Origin of the sequence: Actinocorallia sp. A-T 12471, from assembly GCF_033875155.1 — a bacterium.
Lineage (GTDB): Bacteria > Actinomycetota > Actinomycetes > Streptosporangiales > Streptosporangiaceae > Actinocorallia.
The window spans coordinates 221011-242308 of sequence record NZ_JAWZTE010000002.1; the positions used below are offsets into that span (position 1 = coordinate 221011).

At 73.1% G+C, this 21298-nt stretch carries 3 protein-coding genes; all 3 read right to left on the reverse strand.

The window, feature by feature from the left end; genetic code table 11:
- Positions 1-9: 9 nt before the first annotated feature.
- The 3 genes from R9X44_RS06205 to R9X44_RS06215 are packed head-to-tail and all read right to left on the reverse strand — an operon-like array spanning position 10 to position 21048.
- Positions 10-3828 carry an amino acid adenylation domain-containing protein gene (locus R9X44_RS06205; protein ID WP_319813006.1) on the reverse strand — a complete coding sequence of 1273 codons (3819 nt, stop codon included), beginning with the start codon at positions 3826-3828 and terminating at the stop codon, positions 10-12.
- A 28-nt stretch (positions 3829-3856) separates the two neighbouring features.
- Positions 3857-11545: a non-ribosomal peptide synthetase gene (locus R9X44_RS06210; RefSeq protein ID WP_319813007.1), complete on the reverse strand. Its 7689-nt coding sequence runs from the start codon at positions 11543-11545 to the stop codon at positions 3857-3859.
- Positions 11542-21048 (reverse strand): non-ribosomal peptide synthetase, encoded by a 9507-nt coding sequence (locus R9X44_RS06215; protein ID WP_319813008.1) that lies wholly within the window; start codon positions 21046-21048, stop codon positions 11542-11544. The genes R9X44_RS06210 and R9X44_RS06215 overlap by 4 nt, the downstream gene beginning before the upstream one ends.
- Between the last annotated feature and the right edge of the window lie 250 nt (positions 21049-21298).

Consider the following 21298-nt stretch of genomic DNA (forward strand, 5'->3'; position numbering starts at 1 on the left):
GGATAGTCGTTACTTCCGGCGCCGGTCCGCGAGGACCGCGGTGATCTCCGCGACGGCCTGGGGCTCCATGAGGAAGTGGTGCTCGACGTCGAGGTCGTGCACTTCGAGGCCCGTCGTGTAGGGCGCCCAGGTCTGCGGGCTCGGGGAGTCGGGGCGCAGGCCGCGGGTGGCGCGGAAGAACACCATGGGCACCGGCACGGACCCCGACGGCACATACCCGTCGACGATCCTGAGGCCGTTCTCGTAGGTGCTGTAGACGGCCAGGAGCTGGTCCTCCTCGAGGGTGGCGAACGCGTCGCCCCTGGCGCGCAGCTCGGCCATGATCGCGGCGACGTCGGGGGCCTCGGGGTCGCCCGCGGTGGCCTCGTCTATGCCGATGGACTGGAGCAGTTCCGGGATCACCTCACGCTCGTCGGCGGCGAGGTCCTGGGAGTGGAAGGAGTCGAGCAGGCACAGCACGCCGACCTCGCGGCCCTGCTCGTGCAGCACCCTCGCCGCCTCGAACGCGACGAGTCCGCCGAGCGACCAGCCGAGCAGGTGGTAGGGCCCGGTGGGCCGCACCTTGACCATCTCGGCGACGTAGTCCTCGGCCATAGCGCGCACAGACGCCGCCCGGTAGCCGGGCTCGGAAAGCGCGCGTGACTGGAGCCCGTAGAGGGGGCTTCGAAGGTGCGGAAGGAAAGCGAAGTAGGGCCACGACAGTCCGGCGGCCGGGTGGACGCAGAACAGCGGCGCGCCCTCTCCCCCGGTGCGGATCGGGAGGAGCACGTCCAGACCGGGTGACGGGTCCCCGCCGCCGAGCAGCCCCGCGACGGTCTGGTGGGTGAAGACCATGCGCGGGGTGATGTCGAACCCCGCCTCCTTCGCGCGGGCGGCGAGGCGGAGCGCGGCGATGCTGTCGCCGCCGAGGTCGAAGAACCCGACGTCGGCGTAGACCGCGTCGAGCCCGAGCACTTCCGCGAACACCGCGCACAGGCGCTCCTCGTCCGGGGTGGCCGGGGGCCGTCCGGTGAGGGTGAAGCCGGGGGCGGGCAGCGCGGCGCGGTCGAGCTTGCCGCTGCCGTTGAGCGGGAACGCGTCGAGGACGACGACGGCGACCGGGACCATGTACGACGGGAGCTGGCCGGCGAGGAAGGCGCGCAGGTCGTCGGACTCGGGCGTCAGGCCCTCGTGCGCGACGGCGTAGGCGACCAGGCGCTTGTCCCCCGGCCTGTCCTCACGGGCGAGCACGGCGGCGCGCGCGACGTACGGGTGCGCGCCGAGCACCGCCTCGATCTCGCCGAGCTCGATCCGGAACCCACGGATCTTCACCTGGAAGTCGGCCCGGTCGACGTATTCGAGCAGCCCGTCGCGCCAGCGCACGAGGTCGCCGGTCCGGTACATGCGCGCGCCGGGCGGCCCGGACGGGCACGCCACGAACCGCTCGGCCGTGAGCGCCTGACGCCCCAGATAGCCGCGCGCGAGCCCTGCGCCGGAGATGTACAGCTCCCCCGTGACGCCCTCGGGAACCGGCCGCAGCGCCGCGTCAAGGACGTGCAGGACGGTGTCGTCGAGGGGTCCGCCGAGGGGCGGCGCGGCACGGTCGCCCAGGTGCCCGCGCATCGCCTGGAAGGCCGCGTACGTGGTCGTCTCGGTGGGCCCGTACACGTTGAACAGTTCGGTGTCCGGGCAGGCGTCCAGGACGGCGCGCATAGCGCGCGCGTTACCCGCCTCGCCGCCCGTGTGCAGGCGCTTGAGAGGGGCGAACGCCTCGGGCCGCTCGGAAGCCAGCAGGTTGAACAGGCTCGTGGTGACGAACGACCCGGTGACGCGTTCGGCGGCGGCCAGCTCGGCGAAGCCGTCGGCGTCGAACTCGCCGGGAGGCGCGATGACGGCTGTGCCGCCGTTCAGCAGCGGCGTCCAGATCTCGTAGGTGGAGGCGTCGAAGGCGTGCGCGGAGAACACAAGGACACGCTCATGACCCTGCGCGACCTCGCTGTCGGTGGCGAAGGCGGCGACTTCCCTGTGCGCGACGCCGACCCGCTTGGGCAGCCCCGTGGAGCCCGACGTGAAGATCGCGTAAGCCAGGGAGTCGGGTCCGGCCGGGCCGGGCAGGGGGACGTCGGGCGCGTCGCCTGGCTCGTCCACCCGCAAGACCCGGGCGGAAGGGGTGAAGCCCGGGTCAGCGAAGGCGGCGTCCAGCAGCAGGACGGGCGCGCCGGACTCCGCAAGCGCCCACGCGCGCCGCTCGGGCGGGTAGCTGTGGTGGATCGGCACGTAGTAGCCGCCGGTCTTCAGCACCGCGAGGGTCGCCGCGACGACGTCGGGGCCGCGCTCCAGCAGCATCGCCACCGGGGTCTCGGGGCCGACGCCCGCCGCGCGCAGCCGCCGCGCCAGCGCCGTGGCGCGCGCGTCGAGCTCGGCGTAGGTGGTCGACGTGCCCGCGTGCCTGAGCGCGACGGCGTCGGGCCGCTCGGCGACGAAAGCCGCGAACCGCCCGGTGATCGTCTCGGCGGCGCGTCCGACAACCGGGCCGGTGCCCAGCGCGCGCGCTGACGCGTGCTCCTCGGGGGTCAGGAGGTCGAGACGGCCCACGAGGGTGTCCGGGGCCGTCGCGAGGGTCTCGAGGACGCCGCGCAGCCGTTCGGCGAGCCGCCGTGCCTCGGCGTCGGTGAGCAGGTCGGGCCGGTAGTCGAACCTGACGCCCAGCTCGCGCCCCGGCACGGCGGCGACGGCGACCGGGTAGTGGGTGGCGTCGTGCATGCTGACGCCGGAGACCTTGACGCCGTTCAGGTCGGTCGCCTCGGCGTCGGGGTCGAACGGGTAGTTCTCCAGCACCATGACGGTGTCGAACAGCGCGCCGAGCCTGGTCAGGCCCTGGATCTCGGCGAGGCCGAGGTGGTGGTGCGCCAGCAGGTCGGCCTGGTCGCGCTGGACGCGGCGCAGGGCGGCGTCGAGGGTGTCCCAGGGCGTCACGCCGACCCGGACGGGCAGCGTGTTGATGAACAGCCCGACCATCTGCTCGACGCCCGGCAGATCGGCGGGACGGCCGGAGACGACCCCGCCGAACACCACGTCGGTGCGGCCCGTCTCAGCCCCGAGGACAAGGCCCCAGGCGAGCTGGAGCGCCGTGTTGAGGGTGACGCCCGCCGCCCGTGCGCGCGCGGTGAGCGCGGTCGTCATCCCCTCGGTAAGGCTGACGTGCAGCTTGCGCGGCTCTACGGCGGCTCCCCCTGCGGCGGCCGGACGCAGCAGCGTAGGTTCCTCGACGCCTTGCAGCGCCTCCCGCCACGCCGCCTCCGCCGCTCCCCTGTCCTGCCGGGAAACCCACGCGAGGTAGTTCTTGTAGGGCGTGACGCGCGGGAGCACCGAGGCGTCCCCGCCCGTCAGGTACAGGGCGAACAGCTCGGTCTGGAGCAGCGGGGTCGACCAGCCGTCGAGCAGGATGTGGTGGTTGGTGAACACCAGGTGGTGCACGTCGGGCGTGGCGTCCTTCACCAGGACGAAGCGCAGCAGCGGCGGCCGCGCGAGGTCGAAGCGGTGCGCCCGCTCCCGCTCGGCGATCTCCGCGACGTCCCCGGCCGCCTCCTCGAACGGCACCTTGACTGACTTGGCCACCAGCTGCACCGGCTCGCCCGTCTTACGCTGCCGGAACGCCGCCCGCAGGTTGGCGTGCCTTGCGACGAGCGCCTCGGCCGCGTTACGCAGCGCCGGGACGTCGAGCGGCCCGTCGAGCCGCAGGACGACCTGGGCGCTGTAGACGTCGGCGTCGCCGTCGAAGCTCGCGTGGAAGTACAGGCCCTGCTGGAGCGGCGACAGCGGGAGCACGTCTTCCAGGTTGCCGCTCATCGCTTGTTCCCTCGCTCGGTTCGGGTGGTCACAGGTCGAAATCCTCGAATTCCGCGGCGAACTCGTCGAGCTCGTCCTGGCTGACCGTGACGAGGTCGATGTCGGACGGGGTGAAGCCGCCCGCGCCGTCGGTCGCGGCGTGTCCGGCGAGCGCGCCGAGCGCGGCGAACCACAGGTCGGCGAGCTCGGCGACGTCGTCGTGGTCGAGCAGGCCGGTCGCCCACGACCAGGTCGCGGCCAGGCGCGGTCCGGCGGGGCCGTCCTCGGTGTGGCAGTTGAACTCGAGGGCGTGCGGGAGGGCGAGCGCGGGGTCGTGGCCGCCGCCGAGCGCGTCGCTGAGCGCGGCGGGGGCGGGCGACCAGTCGGCGTCCTCGGCCGCCGAGACGCGGCCCAGGTAGTTGAACGCGAGCTGCGGCGCGCGGTGTCCGGCCAGGACCGCGCCGGTCTCGGCGTTGACGTACCTGAGCAGCCCGTAGCCGACGCCGTTGTCCGGGGCCTCGCGCAGCTGCTCCTTGACCCGCTTGAGCGCGGTCCCGACCTCGGGCCCGGCCGCCAGGACCTCGGCCCAGGACGGACGGCCCGCGTCGAGCCTGACGGGGTGGATCGAGGTGAACCAGCCCGCGGTGCGCGAGACGTCCACGCCGGGCACGACCTCCTCGCGCCCGTGGCCCTCAAGGTCGACAAGGACGCCCGTGACGGCCTCGCCGCGCCGCTCCCGCCACTCGGCGACGGCAAGGGCCAGCGCGGTCAGCAGCACGTCGTTGACGCGCCCGTGGAAGGCGGCGGGGACGCTCGTGAGAACGGGTTCGGTGACGTCCTCCCCCAGGGTCACCGTGAGATGTCCTGCGGTCGCGAAGGTGTCCTTACCGGGATCAAGCGGCCGTGACCCAAGGTCGGGGTCGGGCGTCGCCGCGATCTCGGCCCAGAAGCCGAGCTCCGCCGTGCGCGACGGCTCGGACGCCTCGGCGGTGAGCCGCTGCGCCCAGCGCCGGAACGACGTCGGGACGGGCTGGAGCTCCGCCCCGCCGAGCGCGGTCACCAGGTCGGGCAGCAGGATGCGCCAGGAGACCCCGTCCACCACGAGGTGGTGCGCGGTGAACAGCAGCAGGCCGGAGGCGTCGCCCGCGTCGAGCAGGTGCAGCCGGGTGACCTCGCCGGACGCGGGGTCGAGCGCCGCCCGCGCGGCCGCGCCGGTCGCGGCGAGCACGCGTTCCAGCGCCTCGCCTTGCAGGCCCGCGATGTCGACCACCTCGACCTCGGCCGTGCGCGCGCCCCTTTCCCGCACCTCGTAGACCCCGTCTGCGACGCGCAGGCGCAGCATGTCGTGGTGGTCGAGGACGGTCTGGTACGCGGCGCTGAGGGCGGCGACGTCCAAGTGCGGCGGGACGCGCAGCAGCATCCGCTGGCTGTAGGAGGCGGTCGGCCCTTCCAGCTCCTCGAACCAGCGAAGGATCGGCGTCGGGGGCACCGCGCCGAGGGCCGTGCCCTCCGGCTCCGCCTCGATGACGTCCTCGTCGGCAGGGCGGGCGACGGCGGCGAGCTCGGCCGTCGTCTGGTGCTGGAACACCTCGCGCGGTGTGAACGCCAGGCCCGACTGACGGGCCCGCGCGACGAGCTGGATCGCGATGATCGAGTCACCGCCCAGGTCGAAGAACCCGTCGTCTATGCCGACCCGCTCAAGGCCGAGCACCTCGGCGAACAGCGCGGCGACGGTCTCCTCGGCCGGGGTGCGCGGGGCGCGGCCCGTGACGTTGGCGGCGAAGTCGGGGGCGGGCAGCGCGCGCCGGTCGAGCTTGCCGTTGCCGGTGAGCGGCAGCGCGTCGAGCGCGACGACGGCGGCGGGGATCATGTAGTCGGGCAGGTCGGCGCCCAGGAACGCGCGCAGCTGAGCGCTGTCGGGCGCGCTCTGCCCGGCCGGGGCGGTCACGTAGGCGACGAGCCGCTTGTCCCCCGGCCTGTCCTCGCGGACGATCGCGGCGGCGTCGGCGACGGACGGGTGCCGCACCAGCGCGGCCTCGATCTCGCCGAGCTCGATCCGGAACCCGCGCAGCTGGACCTGCTGGTCGGCGCGGCCCAGGTACTCAAGGGACCCGTCGCGCCGCCAGCGGCCGAGGTCGCCGGTCCGGTACATGCGCGCGCCGGGCGCGCCGAACGGGTCGGCGACGAACCGCGACGCGGTCAGCTCGGGCTTGCCGTGGTAGCCCCGCGCAAGGCCCGCGCCGGAGACGTACAGCTCGCCGACAACACCCGGCGCGACGGGCTGGAGCCGGTCATCAAGGACATAGGAGCGCAGGTCCGGAATGGGCACGCCGATGATGGAACCCGGCGCTTCCTGGCAGTACGCCCGGTCAAGGGCGATGTAGGAGACATGGACGGTCGTCTCGGTGATGCCGTACATGTTCACCAGGACCGGCGCGTCGTCGGCGTGCCGGGAGTACCAGTCCTCAAGCCTGCCGAGCTCAAGTGCCTCGCCGCCGAAGACGACGTACCGGAGGCTGAGCGCGGTCCCGGGGGACGCGGCGTCGGCGGCCATGAGCTGGTAGAACGCCGACGGCGTCTGGTTGAGGACGGTGACGCCCTCCTCGGCGAGCAGCCTGAGGAAGTCCTCCGGCGACCTGGACACCGCGTAAGGCACGACGACGAGGCGGCCGCCGTTCATCAGCGGCCCCCACAGCTCCCACACGGAGAAGTCGAACGCGTAGGAGTGGAACAGCGTCCACACGTCGTCCGGGCCGAACCCGAACCAGTGCTCGGTAGAAGTCATCAACCGCACAGCGTTGCGATGCGGCACCACAACGCCCTTGGGACGACCCGTAGAACCCGACGTGTAGATGACATAAGCCGGGTGGTCCGGAGACATCTCCACCGAGGGGTTCTCCGCCGAGTACCCCGTAAGGTCGGCGGCCGCGAGAAGCGCCTCGTCCACGGTCAGCACCGGGGACGCGTCCGCGACGATGTAGGCGATCCGGTCGGCCGGGTAGTCCGGGTCCACCGGCACATACGCCGCGCCAGTCTTCAACACCGCCAGGACGCCCACGACGAGGTCGAGCGAGCGCGGCAGGGCGAGCGCGACGAACTTCTCGGGTCCCGCGCCGCGCTCGATGAGGTGCCTTGCGAGCCGGTTGGCGGACGCGTTCACCTCGGCGTAGGTGAGGGTCGTGCCCTCGAACGTGACGGCCGGCGCGTCCGGGGTCGTGGCGGCCTGCCGTTCGACGGCGGTGTGGATGAGCCCGTCAGCGGCCGGAAGCTCGGGCAGCGCGGCGTCCGGCGTGGTGAGCCCGGCCGACCAGCGCGCGAGGATCGTGTCGCGCTCGTCGTCGGCGAGGACGGCGGCCGCGCTGATCGGCGCGTCCGGCGCGTCCGCGACGGCGGACAGGAACCGGGTGAGCCGGGCGACGAGGTCGGCCGCCGTAGCCGGGTCGAACAGGTCGAGCGCGTATTCCAGCCCGGCGGACAGGCCCGCAGGAGAGCCGTCCGAGGAGTGGTGCTCCTCCAGGTACAGAGACAGGTCGTACTTGGCGACGCCGACGCCCAGGTCAAGGGCCTCGACGGTGAGGCCGTCGAGTTCGGCGCGCGCCTCGGGGTTGTTCTGGAACGACAGGCACACCTGGAACAGCGGGTGGCGGCCCAGGTGACGGGCCGGGGACAGCACCTCGACAAGCCGCTCGAACGGGACGTCCTGGTGGGCGTAGGCGGCGAGGTCGGCTTCGCGGACCCGTCCGACGAGTTCACGGAAGGTCGGGTCGCCCGCGGTGTCGGTGCGCAGGACGAGCATGTTCACGAACATGCCGACGAGGTCGTCAAGGGCCTCGTCGGTGCGTCCGGCGATGGGCGAGCCGATGGGGATGTCGGTGCCCGCGCCGAGCCGGGTGAGCAGCGCCGCGTAGGCGGCCTGGACGACCATGAACAGGCTCGCGCCCGACTCGCGCGCGAGGTCCAGCAGCGCGCGGTGGACCGAGGCGTCGAGGGTGAAGTCGAGGGTCGCGCCGCGCTGGGAAGCCTGCGCGGGCCTCGGCCGGTCGGCGGGCAGTTCGAGCTGGTCGGGCAGGTCGGCAAGGGCCTCGGCCCAGTAGGCGGTCTGCCGGGCGAGCAGGCTCTCGGGGTCCTCGGGGTCGCCGAGCAGGTCGCGCTGCCAGAGCGCGTAGTCGGCGTACTGGACGGGCAGCGGAGCCCACGCGGGGGCCTCCCCGCGCCGCCGCGCGTCGTAGGCGGCGACGACGTCGCGCGCGAGCGGGGCCATCGACCAGCCGTCGCCCGCGATGTGGTGCAGCACGAGCAGCAGCACATGGTCGTCCTCGCCGAGGCGCAGCAGCGCGACCCGGAACGGCGGCTCGACCGACAGGTCGAACCCCTCCCCCGCGACGGCGGCGAGCGCGGCGGGCAACCCGGCCTCGGACGTCTCGGTGACGGTCACGCGCGGCAGCGCGGCGGCGGTGTTGAGGACGAGCTGGCGCGGCGTGCCCGAGGCGTCCGGGAAGACAGTGCGCAGTGACTCGTGCCTGCCGACGACATCGGCGAGGGCGGCGCGCAGGGCGTCGAGGTCGAGCGCGCCGCGCAGCCGCAGCGGCACCGGCATGTTGAACGTCGCCGACGGCCCCTCGAACCGGCCGAGGAACCACAGCCGCTGCTGCGCGGGCGAAAGCGGCACCGCGGCGGGCCGCTCCTGACGGGCCAGCGAGGGCCGGGCGCTGCCCTCGGCGGCCGCGACGCGCAGGGCGAGCCCCGCGACGGTCGGGGCCTCGAACAGCGCGCGGATGGGCAGCTCGACGCCGAGCACCGTGCGGACCCGGCTGATCAGCCGGGTCGCGGTGAGCGAGTCGCCGCCGAGGTCGAAGAACGAGTCGTCCGCGCCGACCCTGCCGACGCCGAGGATCTCGGCGTACACGCCCGCGAGGATCTCCTCCTGCGGGGTGCGCGGGCCGCGTCCGCCGCCGAGGCCGGGGTCGGGCGCGGGCAGCGCCTTGCGGTCGAGCTTGCCGTTCGGGGTGAGCGGCAGGTCAGGAAGCAGGACGACCAGCGGAACCATGTACTCGGGCAGCGTGCCGGCGACGAACGCCCGCAGGTCGCGGCCGGACGCCCCCTCGGCGGCCACCACGTACGCGACGAGGCGCTTGTCGCCCGGCCTGTCCTCCCGGACCACGACCGCGGCCCGCGAGACCGCAGGGTGCCGCTCAAGCGTCGAGGCGACCTCGCCGGGTTCGATCCGGAACCCGCGGATCTTCACCTGATCGTCGGCGCGGCCCAGGTACTCGAGGGCGCCGTCCGGGAGCCAGCGCACGAGGTCGCCGGTCCGGTACATGCGCTCGCCGGGCTCCCCGAACGGGCACGCGACGAACCGCTCGGCGGTCAGGCCGGGACGGTCGAGGTAGCCGTCCGCGAGCAGCGGACCCGCGACGTAAAGCTCGCCGGGAACGCCGTCGGGGACCCGTCGCAGCGCGGTGTCCAGCACGTACGGGCGGCTGTTGCGGAACGCGACGCCGATGTTCGGGGTCGCGCCCGCGACGAGTGGGCCGTTGAAGAAGTCGACGCTCGCCTCGGTCGGCCCGTAGAAGTTGCGCGCTTCAAGGCCGGGAAGGTCGGCGAGTTCGTCCCAGAGGCCCTGGGTGACTGCCTCGCCGCCCAGCAGCACGGTCGAGACCCCGGCCTCCAGGACGCCGAGGTCGCGCAGCGTCTGGAAGTGCGACGGCGTCGTGTTCACCAGGTCGACGCCGTGGTCGCGGACGTAGGCGACGAGCGCGTTGCCGTCCCGGCGCGCGGTGTCGTCGAGGACGTGCAGCTCCTGGCCGAAGACCATCAGCAGCAGGCCGTGCCACGAGGTGTCGAAGGAGAACGACGCGGTGTGCGCGAAGCGGACGCGGCGGCCCGCGCGCTCCACAACCGGCGCCCAGAAGGCCGCGCGATGTCCGTCGTGGTAGTTGACCAGGCCCCGGTGCGGGATGACGACGCCCTTGGGCAGCCCGGAGGAGCCCGACGTGTAGATCGTGTAGGCGGGCGCGTCAGGGTGGATCGTGACGCCGGGGTCATGGGCCGGCGCGTCGGCGGTCAGGCCGGGCCAGTCGGGGGTGATCTCCAGGGCGGGCCGGGAGTCGGCGAGCATGTGCGCGATCCGGTCGGCCGGGTAATCGGGGTCGACGGGCACGTAGGCAGCGCCGGTCTTGAGCACGCCGAAGATCGCCGCGACATGCGCCGCGCCGCGCGGAAGGCGGATCGCCACCCTGTCGCCCGCCTTGACGCCGGAGGACAGCAGCGTGTGGGCGATCCGGTTGGCGAAGGCGTTCAGCTCGGCGTAGGTGAGCGTCGCGTCCGAGGCGACGAGGGCGGTGACGTCCGGGTCGGCCGAGGCCCGCGCCTGGAGGAGGTCGACCACCGAGGGGGCCGAGAGCTCCCCGACGGGTCCGACGCGGGAGGCGAGGGCCGCGTGTTCGGCGTCGGACAGCAGGTCGAGCGCCGCGAGGGGCTGGTCGGCGTCGGCGAGGACCGCGTCGAGGAACGCGCGGACCCTGCCGAGCAGCGCCTCGGCCTGCTCGGGGCCGAAGAGGTCGGGCCGGTAGTGCAGCCGCAGCGACAGCCGGTCGCCGGGGATGATCACGAACGAGAGCGGGAAGTGCGTCGCGTCGTAGGACTCGAATCCGGTGAGCCTGAGGCCGCCGAGCGTCCCGTCCATCGTCGCCGGGTCGAACGGGTAGTTCTCCAGCACCGTCATGGTGTCGAAGAGGACGGGATTGCCGGTCGCGCGCTGGATCTCGGTGAGGCCCAGGTGGTGGTGGGCGAGCAGGTCGGTCTGCTCCTCCTGGAGGCGTTCCAGCACCTCGGCGAGGGTGTCCGCCGGGTTCAGCCGCACCCGGATCGGCAGCGTGTTGATGAACAGGCCGATCATCTGCTCGACCCCGGGAAGGTCGGCGGGCCTGCCGGAGACCGCCGCGCCGAAGACGACGTCGTCGCGGCCGGTCAGCGCGCCGACGACCACGCCCCAGGCGGCCTGGAGCAGGGTGTTCACGGTGACGCCGTGACGGCGTGCCGCGCGCGTCAGCTTCCGGGTGACGGGCTCGTCGAGTTCGAGGAGCGCGCGGTGCGGGACGACGGCGGGCAGGTCGGCGGCCTGCGGGGCGACGAGCGTGGGGTCGTCGAGACCGGCTAGCGCCTCCTGCCAGGCGGCCTCGGCGGCCTTGCGGTCCTGTCCGGCGAGCCAGCGCAGGTAGTCCTTGTACGGGGTCGGCCTGGGCAGTCCCTCGTCACCGCCGCCCGCGAGGTACAGGGCGAACAGCTCGGTCGCGAGGACGGGCGTCGACCAGCCGTCGAGCAGGATGTGGTGGTTGGTGAAGACAAGCCGGTATCTGTCGCCGCCGAGCCGCACGAGCACGAAGCGCAGCAGCGGCGGGTCCATGAGGTCGAACCTGCGGGTCCGCTCGGCGAGCACAAGCGCGCGCGCTTCCTCCTCGCTGAGGTCGACCTCCTCCCACGGCAGTTCCACATCGCGCGGGACAAGCTGCACAGGGCGGCTGACGCCCTCGTCGGTGAAGGCCGCGCGCAGGTTCGCGTGCCGCGTCAGCAGCGTCCCCGCCGCACTGCGCAGCGCCGCCACGTCGAGCTGCCCTTCCATGTCGAGGACGAGCTGTGCGGTGTAGACGTCCTGCTCGTCGTACTTGGCGTGGAAGAAGAAGCCCTGCTGAAGCGGGGACAGCGGAAGGATGTCCTGCAGATCCCGGCCCGTGCTCACTTGTTCCTCCAAGCCGCCTGAAGCGTGTCGATCTCGGACTGGTCGAGCTCGACCAGCAGGTCGGAACTGGTGAAGCCGCCCGCGCCCTCGGCCCCGACGTGCGCGACGAGGCCGCGCAGCGCCGCGAACCACGCCTCGCCGAGCGTCCTGACGTCGTCCTCGGCGAGCAGCCCGCCCGGCCACGACCAGGTGACGGCCAGCTCGGGGCCGCCGGGCCTGTCGTGGGTGATCGCGTTGATCTCCAGGGTGTGCGCGGCGGGCAGCCCGGGGTCCTCGCCGGGGGGAAGCTGCTCGGGGGCTGGGCTGAAGTCGCCGTCGTCGGCGGCGACCCGGCCGAGGTAGTTGAACGCGATCTGCGCCTGCGGCAGATCGGCCAGCTCCTCGCCGGTCTCGGCGTTGAGGTATCTGAGCAGGCCGAAGCCGATGCCGTTGTCTGGCACCTGCCGCAGCTGCTCCTTGACCCGCTTGAGCGCCTGCCCGGCCGCCGCGCCGCCCGAGGTGATCTCGGTCCAGGCCGCCTGGCCGGGGTCGAGCCGGACGGGGTACAGGCTCGTGAACCATCCGACGGTCCGGGATATGTCGACGCCTTGCACGATCTCCTCACGGCCGTGGCCCTCAAGATCGACAAGGACGCCGGTGCCGCGTCCGCCGCGCTCGGCACGCCAGTGCGCGACGGCCAGGGCGAGTCCCGTCAGCAGGACGTCGTTGACGCGGCCGTGGAACGCGGCGGGCACGTCGGTGAGGACGGCGGCGCTGGTCTCGGCGTCGAGCACGAGGTCGAGGCGCTCGACGGTCTCGGCGGTGTCCACCGCCGGGTTGAGCACGCGCGCGGCGAGCTTGGGGTTGGTGCCCTCGGCGAGGTCGAACCAGGTGTCGAGTTCGCCCGCGCGCGCCGGGTCCTCGGCTTCGGCGAGGAGCTTGTGCGCCCAGCGGCGGAACGAGGTCGGCACGGGTTCGAGCGCGGGTTCCGCACCCGCCGCGACCGCGCCCCAGGCGGCGACGAGGTCGGGCATGACGATCCGCCACGAGACGCCGTCCACCACGAGGTGGTGCAGCACGAGGACGAGGCGGCCCTGGGCGTCGGGTCCGGCGTCGAGCCAGATGAGCCGCGCGTTCTCCCCCGCCTCGGGGTCGAGTTCGGCGGCCGCGCGGCGCACCTCGGCGTCGATCTCGGCCTGGTAGTCGGCGGCGGGGGCGACCGCGACGCGGCGGACGAGGTCGTCGGCCCGCACCTCGCCGACGGGACGGACGATCGGCTGCCAGTCCTCGAGGCGCAGCCTGAGCATGTCGTGCCGGTCGAGCACGGCCTGGAGCGCGCGGACCAGGTGCGCCTCGCCGAGCCCGCCGGGGACCCGCAGCGCGAACGCCTGGTGGAACCCGGCCATCCGGCCGCCGCGCGCGCGCAGCCACGCCATGATCGGGGTGAGCGGCACGGGTCCGACGCCCGCGCCCTCCGGCTCGACCTCGACGGCGTCGTCGTCGGCCGCGTCACGGGCCAGTGCCGCGAGAGCCGCGACGGTCTGGTGCTGGAACACCTCGCGCGGCGTCACCACGAGGCCCGACTGACGGGCCCGCGAGACGAGCTGGATCGCGATGATCGAGTCGCCGCCCAGGTCGAAGAAGCCGTCGTCCGCGCCGGGCCGCGCGCCGAGGCCGAGGACCTCGGCGAACAGGTCGGCGAAGACCTCCTCGCGCTCGGACGCCGGGGCGCGGCCCTCGCCGACCTCGACCACGGGCGCGGGCAGCGCGCGCCGGTCGAGCTTGCCGTTGCCGGTGAGCGGCAGCGCGGCGAGCCCGACAAAGGCCGACGGGACCATGTGCGACGGCAGCCGCTCGGCGGCGAACGCGCGCAACTCGGTGCCGTCCACGTCGCCGACGGCGTAGGCGACGAGCCGTTTGTCGCCCGGCCTGTCCTCCCGTACGACCACCGCGACGTCGGTGACGGCGTCGTGGGCGGCCAGGACCGCCTCGATCTCGCCGAGCTCGATCCGGAACCCGCGGATCTTCACCTGGTCGTCGGCGCGGCCCAGGTACTCGAGGGTCCCGTCGGTGCGCCAGCGGGCCAGGTCGCCCGTCCGGTACATCCGGGTTCCTGCGGGTCCGTAGGGGTCGGCGACAAAGCGGGACGCGGTGAGGTCGGGCTTGCCGTGGTAGCCGCGCGCCAGGCCCGCGCCGGAGACGTACAGCTCGCCGACGACGCCGGGCGGGACCGGCCTGAGCCGTCCGTCGAGGACCCGGACGCCTAGGTCGGGGATGCCGACGCCGATGACGGAACCGGGGGCCGTTGCGCAGTACTCGGCGTCGAGGGCGACATAGGAGACGTGGACCGTCGTCTCGGTGATGCCGTACATGTTCACCAGGACCGTCGGGCGGCCGTGGGCGTACCAGTCGGCGAGGCGCTTCAGCTCAAGGGCCTCACCGCCGAACACCACGTACCGCAGCGCGAGGTCGCGGCCGTCGTCGGCGGCCATCAGCTGGTAGAAGGCCGACGGCGTCTGGTTGAGGACCGTGACGCGCTCGCGGGCCAGGAGGTCGAGGAACTCTTCCGGCGACCTGGTGACCGCGAAGGGCACGACGACGAGACGGCCGCCGTACAGCAGCGGCCCCCACAGCTCCCACACGGAGAAGTCGAACGCGTACGAGTGGAACAGCGTCCACACATCATCAGAGCCGAACCCGAACCAGTGCTCGGTAGAGGTCATCAGCCGGACCGCGTTGCGATGCGGCACCACGACGCCCTTGGGCTTGCCCGTAGAGCCTGAGGTGTAGATGACGTAAGCCGGGTGGTCCGGAGACATCCCCACCGAGGGGTTCTCCGCCGGGTAGCCCGTAAGGTCGGCCGACGCCAGCGCCTCGTCCACGGTGAACACCGGGGCGGAGTCGGCGAGGGTGTAGGCGATGCGCTCTTCCGGGTAGTCCGGGTCGATCGGCACATAGGCCGCACCCGTCTTCAGCACCGCGAGAACCGCGACGACAAGGCGTTCCGAGCGCGGCAGCCGCAGCGCGACGAACCGCTCGGGGCCCGCGCCGAGCTCGATGAGCCGGTGCGCGAGCCGGTTGGCCGCCGCGTTCAGCTCCGCGTAGGTGAGGGTCGTGTCCTCGTAGGTGACGGCCGGGGCGTCGGGCGTCTCGGCGGCGCGCCGCTCGAACACCGCGTGGATCGTCGCGGAGCCGTCGGACGCCTGCGCGGGACCCGCCCAGGAGTCGAGCATCGCGCGTTCGTCGTCGGCGAGGAGCGGCGCTTCGGCGACGGGCGCGTCGGGGGCGTCGAGCAGCCCGGTCAGCAGCCGTTCGAACCGCGCGACGAACGTGCGCGCGGTCGCCGGGTCGTAGAGGTCGAGCGCGTATTCCAGCTCGCCTTCAAGACCGGCCGGGGAGCCGTCCTCGCCGAACTTCTCGGTGAGCATCAGCAGCTGGTCGAAGCGGGACACCGAGGCGTGCAGGGGTTCGGGCGCGGCGGTGAACCCGTCGAGCTCGAGGCGCGCCTCGGGGTTGTTCTGGAAGGTGAGGCCGTTCTGGAACAGCGGGTGGCGGCCCATGTGCCGGGTCGGGTTCAGCGCCTCCACCAGGCGTTCGAACGGGACGTCCTGGTGGGCGTAGGCGGCGAGGTCGGTTTCGCGGACCCGTCCGACGAGTTCGCGGAAGGTCGGATCGCCCGAGACGTCGGTGCGCAGCACCAGCATGTTCACGAACATGCCGACGAGATCGTCAAGTGCCTCGTCGGTGCGTCCCGCGATGGGCGATCCGACGGGGATGTCCTCTCCGCCGCCGAGCCGCGAAAGCAGCACCGCGTAGGCGGCCTGGGCGACCATGAACGGCGACGCCTGGGTCTGCGCGGCGAGGTCGGCGATCTTGCGCTGCACCCCGGCCGACAGCGTGAACCTGACGGTCCCGCCCCGGTACGTCGCCTCCTCCGGACGTGGCCGGTCGGTCGGAAGGTCGAGCTGGTCGGGCAGCCCGGCCAGGGTCTCCTTCCAGTACGCGATCTGCCGCGACAGCAGGCTGGAAGGGTCGTCCTCGGAGCCGAGCAGCTTCTGGTGCCAGAGCGTGTAGTCGGCGTACTGGACCGGCAACGGCTCCCACGTGGGGGCCCCGCCCAGCGCGCGCGCGGCGTACGCGGTGATGACGTCGCGGGCCAGCGGCGCGAGCGACCAGCCGTCGGTGGCGACGTGGTGCATCACCAGCACCGCGACGTGCTCGTCCTCGGAAAGCGACAGCAGGTGCGCGCGCAGCGGCGGCTCAGCGGAGATGTCGAACGGCCGGCCCGCGACCCTCGCCAGCTCCATCGGAAGGGCGGCCTCGGTCGTCGCGACGGTCTCGACCTGCGGCCGCGCGAGCGACGCGGAAAGGATCTGCTGCCGCGGCGCGCCCCCTGAGTCGGGGAAGATCGTGCGCAGCGACTCGTGCCGCGCGACGACGTCGCCGAGCGCGTCCTGGAGCGCGGCGTGGTCGATCCGGCCGGTGAGGCGCAGCGCGAGCGGCATGTTGTAGGTCGCCGACGGCCCCTCGAACTTGCCGAGGAACCACAGCCGCTGCTGCGCGTACGACAGCGGGATCTCGGCGGGCCGCTCGGCCGGGACCAGCGCGGCCCGCGCGGGCGCGGCGCGCTCGACGTGCGCGGCGAGCGCCGCCACGTTCGGGTCCTCGAACAGCGCGCGCACCGACAGCTCGACGCCGAACGCGACACGGGCCCGCGCGACGACCCGCATCGCGAGCAGCGAGTTGCCGCCGAGCGCGAAGAAGTCGTCGTCAACGCCGACCTCGGCAACGCCGAGCAGTTCCCCGACGATCTCCGCGAGCACGCGTTCGCGCTCGTTGGCGGGCGCGCGGTAGGGCGCGGTGCCGGGCGCGAGCTCGGGCTTGGGCAGGTTCTTGGTGTCGACCTTGCCGTTCGCGGTGAGCGGCAGCTCGTTCATCACCATGACGGCGGCCGGGACCATCGCCTTCGGCAGGTGCTCGAGCACGAACGCGCGCAGCTCCTCGGAGCTGATGGTGTGGCCGGGCGCGGGCACCACGTAGGCGACGAGCCGCTTGTCCGGGCCCGCGCTGGGCCGGACGGCCGGGGCGGGCGCGGGGGTGCGCAGCAGCAGCGCGTCGGCCTCGGGCAGGTGCATCGCGCCGATGTGCACCGACGGGTCGGCGACGGCGGCGTCGAGCACCCGGGTGAACCAGCGGCACAGGTCGGCGGCGGTGTCGGCGTCGAAGAGGTCGCGGGCGTATTCGAGGGTGCCGGTGAGGCCGCCTTCCGGGGACTCCTCGAGCAGGAACTCGAGGTCGAACTTGGCGACGCCCGGGTCGACGTCCTCGATCTGGACGGTCATCCCGTCGAGGTCGACGCGGGCCTCGGGGTTGTTCTGGAGGGTGAGCATCACCTGGAACAGCGGGTGCCTGGACAGCGAACGCGCCGGGTTCAGCACCTCCACAAGCCGCTCGAACGGCAGCTCCTGGTGGGCGTAGGCGGCGAGGTCGGTGTCGCGGACCCGGTCGAGCAGCTCGGCGAACGTCGGGTCGCCCGAGGTGTCCGTGCGCAGCACGAGCGTGTTGACGAACACGCCGACGAGGTCGTCGAGGGCCTCCTCGGTGCGTCCGGCGATGGGCGAGCCGAGCGGGATGTCGGTGCCCGCGCCGAGCCGCGTGAGCAGGGTCGCGAGTCCGGCCTGGAGCGCCATGAACAGGCTGCCGCGCGCCGAAAGGGCGAGTTCCTGGAGGCCCGCGAGGGTGTCGGCGGAGATCGCGAACGTCGTCCGGCCGCCCCGGTAGGAGGCGCGTTCGGGGCGCGGCCTGTCGGTGGGGAGGGCGAGCTGGTCGGGCAGGGCGGCGAGCTCACGCGTCCAGAAGCGGATCTGGCGGGAGACGAGGCTGTCGGGGTCGTCCTCGCTGCCGAACAGCTCGCGCTGCCACAGGGCGTAGTCGCCGTACTGGACGGGCAGCGGGGCCCACGCGGGGGCGCGGCCCGTCGCGCGGGAGCCGTAGGCGGTGATGACGTCGCGGGCCAGCGGCGCGAGCGACCAGCCGTCGCCCGCGATGTGGTGCATGACCAGCAGGAGGACGTGTTCGTCGGGGCCGAGCCGGTAGACGTGCGCGCGGAGCGGGATCTCGGCGGCGAGGTCGAAGCCGCGGGTGGCGTCCATGTAGAGCAGGCCGTGGAGGTCGTCGGGGTCGGCCTCGGAGACCGTCAGCGGGACCTCGGCGTCCGGGAGGACACGTTGGAACGGTTCGCCCGCGACCTCGGTGAAGACCGTGCGCAGCGACTCGTGCCGCGCGGTCACGTCGCGCAGCGCGGCCCGGACTGCGGCGAGGTCGAGCGCGCCGGTGAGCCGCAGCGGGATCGGCATGTTGTAGGTCGCCGACGGGCCTTCGAGCTGGGCGAGGAACCACAGCCGCTGCTGGGCGTAGGAGACCGGGACGAGCTCGGGCCGCGCGACCGCCGTCAGCGGGGGCCGCTCGGCGGTGACGGTCTCGGCCCGCCCGAGCTGCGCGGCGAGTTCCGCCACGGTCGGCGCGTGGAACATCGCGCGGACCGACAGCTCCGAGCGCGTCGCGGTGCGGATGCGCGCGACGGCACGGGTGGCCAGCAGGGAGTCGCCGCCGAGTTCGAAGAAGTTGTCGTCGATGCCGACCTCGCGCACCCCGAGGACCTCGCGGAACACCCCGCACAGCAGTTCCTCGGTGCGGTCGCGCGGGCCGCGTCCCTCCTTGGCGGGCGCGGTGAAGTCGGGCGCGGGCAGCGCGGCGCGTTCCAGCTTGCCGTTGGGGTTGAGCGGCAGCGACCCGATCGCGAGGATCGCGGCGGGGACCATGTACTCCGGCAGCCGTCCGGCGACGAACCTGCGGATGCGCGCGGTGTCCAGGGCCGCGCCCGGCACCGGCACGACATAGCCGACGATCCGGGTGTGCCCGGAGTCCTCGCGGGCGACCGCGACGGCCTGGGCGACCTCGGGATGCGCGGCCAGGGCCGCCTCGATCTCGCCGAGTTCGATCCGGAACCCGCGCACCTTCACCTGGTGGTCGAGCCGTCCCAGGTACTCGATGTCGCCTGCGGCGTTCCAGCGCGCCAGATCGCCCGTGCGGTACATGCGCTCGCCGTCGCCGAACGGGCATGCGACGAACCGCTCGGCGGTCAGCGCGGGCCGGTTCAGGTAGCCGCGCGCCAGGCCCTCCCCGGCCAGGTACAGCTCCCCCGTGACCCCGACGGGCACCGGGCGCAGGCCCGAGTCGAGGATGTAGGCGCGGGTGTTGGCCAGCGGCCGCCCTATCGGCGCGACGCCCTCGGGGTTGCCGTCGTCATACCAGCCGATCGTGTAGACGGTCGCCTCGGTCGGCCCGTAGATGTTGGAGATGCGCGCGTCGGGGACGAGGGCGCGCAGCCGTCGCACGAGCTGCGGGGGCAGCGCCTCGCCCGCCAGCACCACGTCGTCCACGGCGAGGTCGAGCGTGCCCTGGGAGAGCACGGCGGCCATCGCCGAGGGCACCCCGGACAGCAGCGAGCCGCGCCACCCGCCGCGCTCGGCGAGCTCAAGGAGGTCCCTGACGACCTCGACCCGCCCGCCGACGGTCAGCGGCGCGAGCCACTCGAACACCGACACGTCGAAGTTCAGCGAGGTCGACCACAGCACGTGCCGCAGCCGCTCGGGCCCGAAGTCGCGGGCCGCCCACGCGCAGAAGTCGACGGCGTTGGCGTGCGTGACGACGACGCCCTTGGGCCGTCCGGTGGAGCCCGAGGTGTAGATGACGTACGCGGCGTCGAGCGGGTGCGGGGCCGTCAGGCCGGGGCCGTCGAGTCCGGCGCGCGGGCCGAGGATCGCGGTGCCCTCGGGCAGGTGCGCGGCGCTCTCGGCGATCACCGCGGCGGGGGCGGCGTCGGCGAGCATGAACGCGATCCGGTCGGCCGGGTAGGCGGGGTCGATCGGCAGGTAGGCCGCGCCCGCCTTGAGCACCGCGAGGGCGGCGACGGCGAGGTCGGCCGAGCGCGGCAGCGAGATCGCGACGACCGAGCCGGGCCCCGCGCCGTCGGCGCGCAGCCTGCGGGCCAGGCGATCGGAGAGGTCGTCCAGCGCGCGGTAGGTGAGGGAGTTCGCGGCGTCGCTGACGGCCGTCGCGTGCGGGGTCCTGGCGACCTGGGCGCGGAACAGGCCGGGCACCGTCTCCCTGGCGACCTCGAGGCCGGTGTTGTTCCAGACGTTCAGGACGAGGTCGCGTTCGGCTGCGTCGAGGAGGTCGAGCGCGCCGATCCGGGTGCCGGGGTCGACGTCGGCCATCGCCTTCAGCAGCCGGACGTACCGCTCCTGGTGCGCCTCGACCTCGGGCGCGGAGTACAGCTCGGGGTGGGCGTCGAAGTCGATCCGCGCGCCCCTGCCGTCGGCGGCGTCGAAGATCGCGATGGCCAGGTCCTCGACCGGGCCGTTGCTGAGCGGGTACTGGGTGGCGCGCAGCCCGCCCCAGTCGGCCGTGTAGTCGTACGGCATGATGTTGACGACCGGGCCGTGGATGCGCCGTCCGACGAGCTTCAGGTCGCGCACGAGGTCCTCGCGGCGGTACCGCTGGTGGCGCAGCAGCCGGGCGGTCGCGCGCGACGCCTGGCGGGTCAGGTCCTCGACCGTCATGTCCGGCCGCACCGAGACGCGCAGCGGCAGGATCGACGCCATGTGCGTGGGGGTCTCGCGGGCCAGCTTCGTCACCCTGCCGGAGACGGCGATGCCGAGCACGACGTCCTCCGCGCCCGTCGTCTTGGCCACCAGCGCGGCCGCCGCGGCGATCGCGAGGCCGGGAGTGGCCGTCCGCAGCCGGCGCGCACCAGCCGCGACCTCCTTGGTCTCGGCCTCGCCGAGCATGACCGTGCGGCGCAGGTACCTGTCGGTCGGCGCGGCGACCCGCTCACTCAGCCCGACGACGTCGGGACGGTCGGCGAACCGCTCGGTCCAGTAGGCGCGGTCGGCCTCGAACTTCTCCGACGCCCGGTAGGTCTCCTCCTCCGCGAGGAGGGCCCGGTAGTCGCCGTGCCGCTCGGGCACGTACTCCTCGCCGCGCGCGAGCGCCGCGTACACCTCCGAGCCACGCCGGTTGAGGAACGCGCCGGAGTAGCCGTCGATCATGATGTGGTGGCCCCGCATGAACCACCAGTGCAGGTCGGGGGCGAGGCGCAGGACCCGGCTGACGTACAGCTCGGGGCCCATCAGGTCGAACGGGCTGTGCACCTCGCGGTCGATCCACGCCGTCGCGGCGGCCCGGGGGTCGGGCTCGTCGCTGAAGTCCAGAAGCGGCATCGCCTTGGGCGGCGCGTCGAGCGTCTGGTAGGGAATTCCATCCTTTTCCACGAGCCTGAACCACAGCGCCTCGCCCTCGTGCGAGCCGATCGCCACGGTCCGCTCGAACAACTCGGGATCGAAGTCGCCCTCGATCTCGATGTACTGCGCGACGCACAGCGGAGTTTCCGGGCTGAGTTGTTGCGCATACCAGACCGACTGCTGTGCCGCGGACAGGGGGAGCAACTCTGAAGACGACATGAAGAATGGCTTTCGCGGGTGCGGGAGGTGGGTGGTTCTAGCGCGAAGAATTACCAATCAGAAAACCGGGTGCCGGCCCCTTTCCCGCAACGTCTCCACAATGCGCGCACGATCCTCGTCTTTGCCCGCCGACGATCGACCGCGCCTCGTGAGGCCCCCTTGTTGCACTACTTTTCAGTAGCGGAAGCACAGTCAACCAGGGCGCCTCATGCTTCGCAATCCTCCCATAAGCGGAACTTAACGGGCGCGG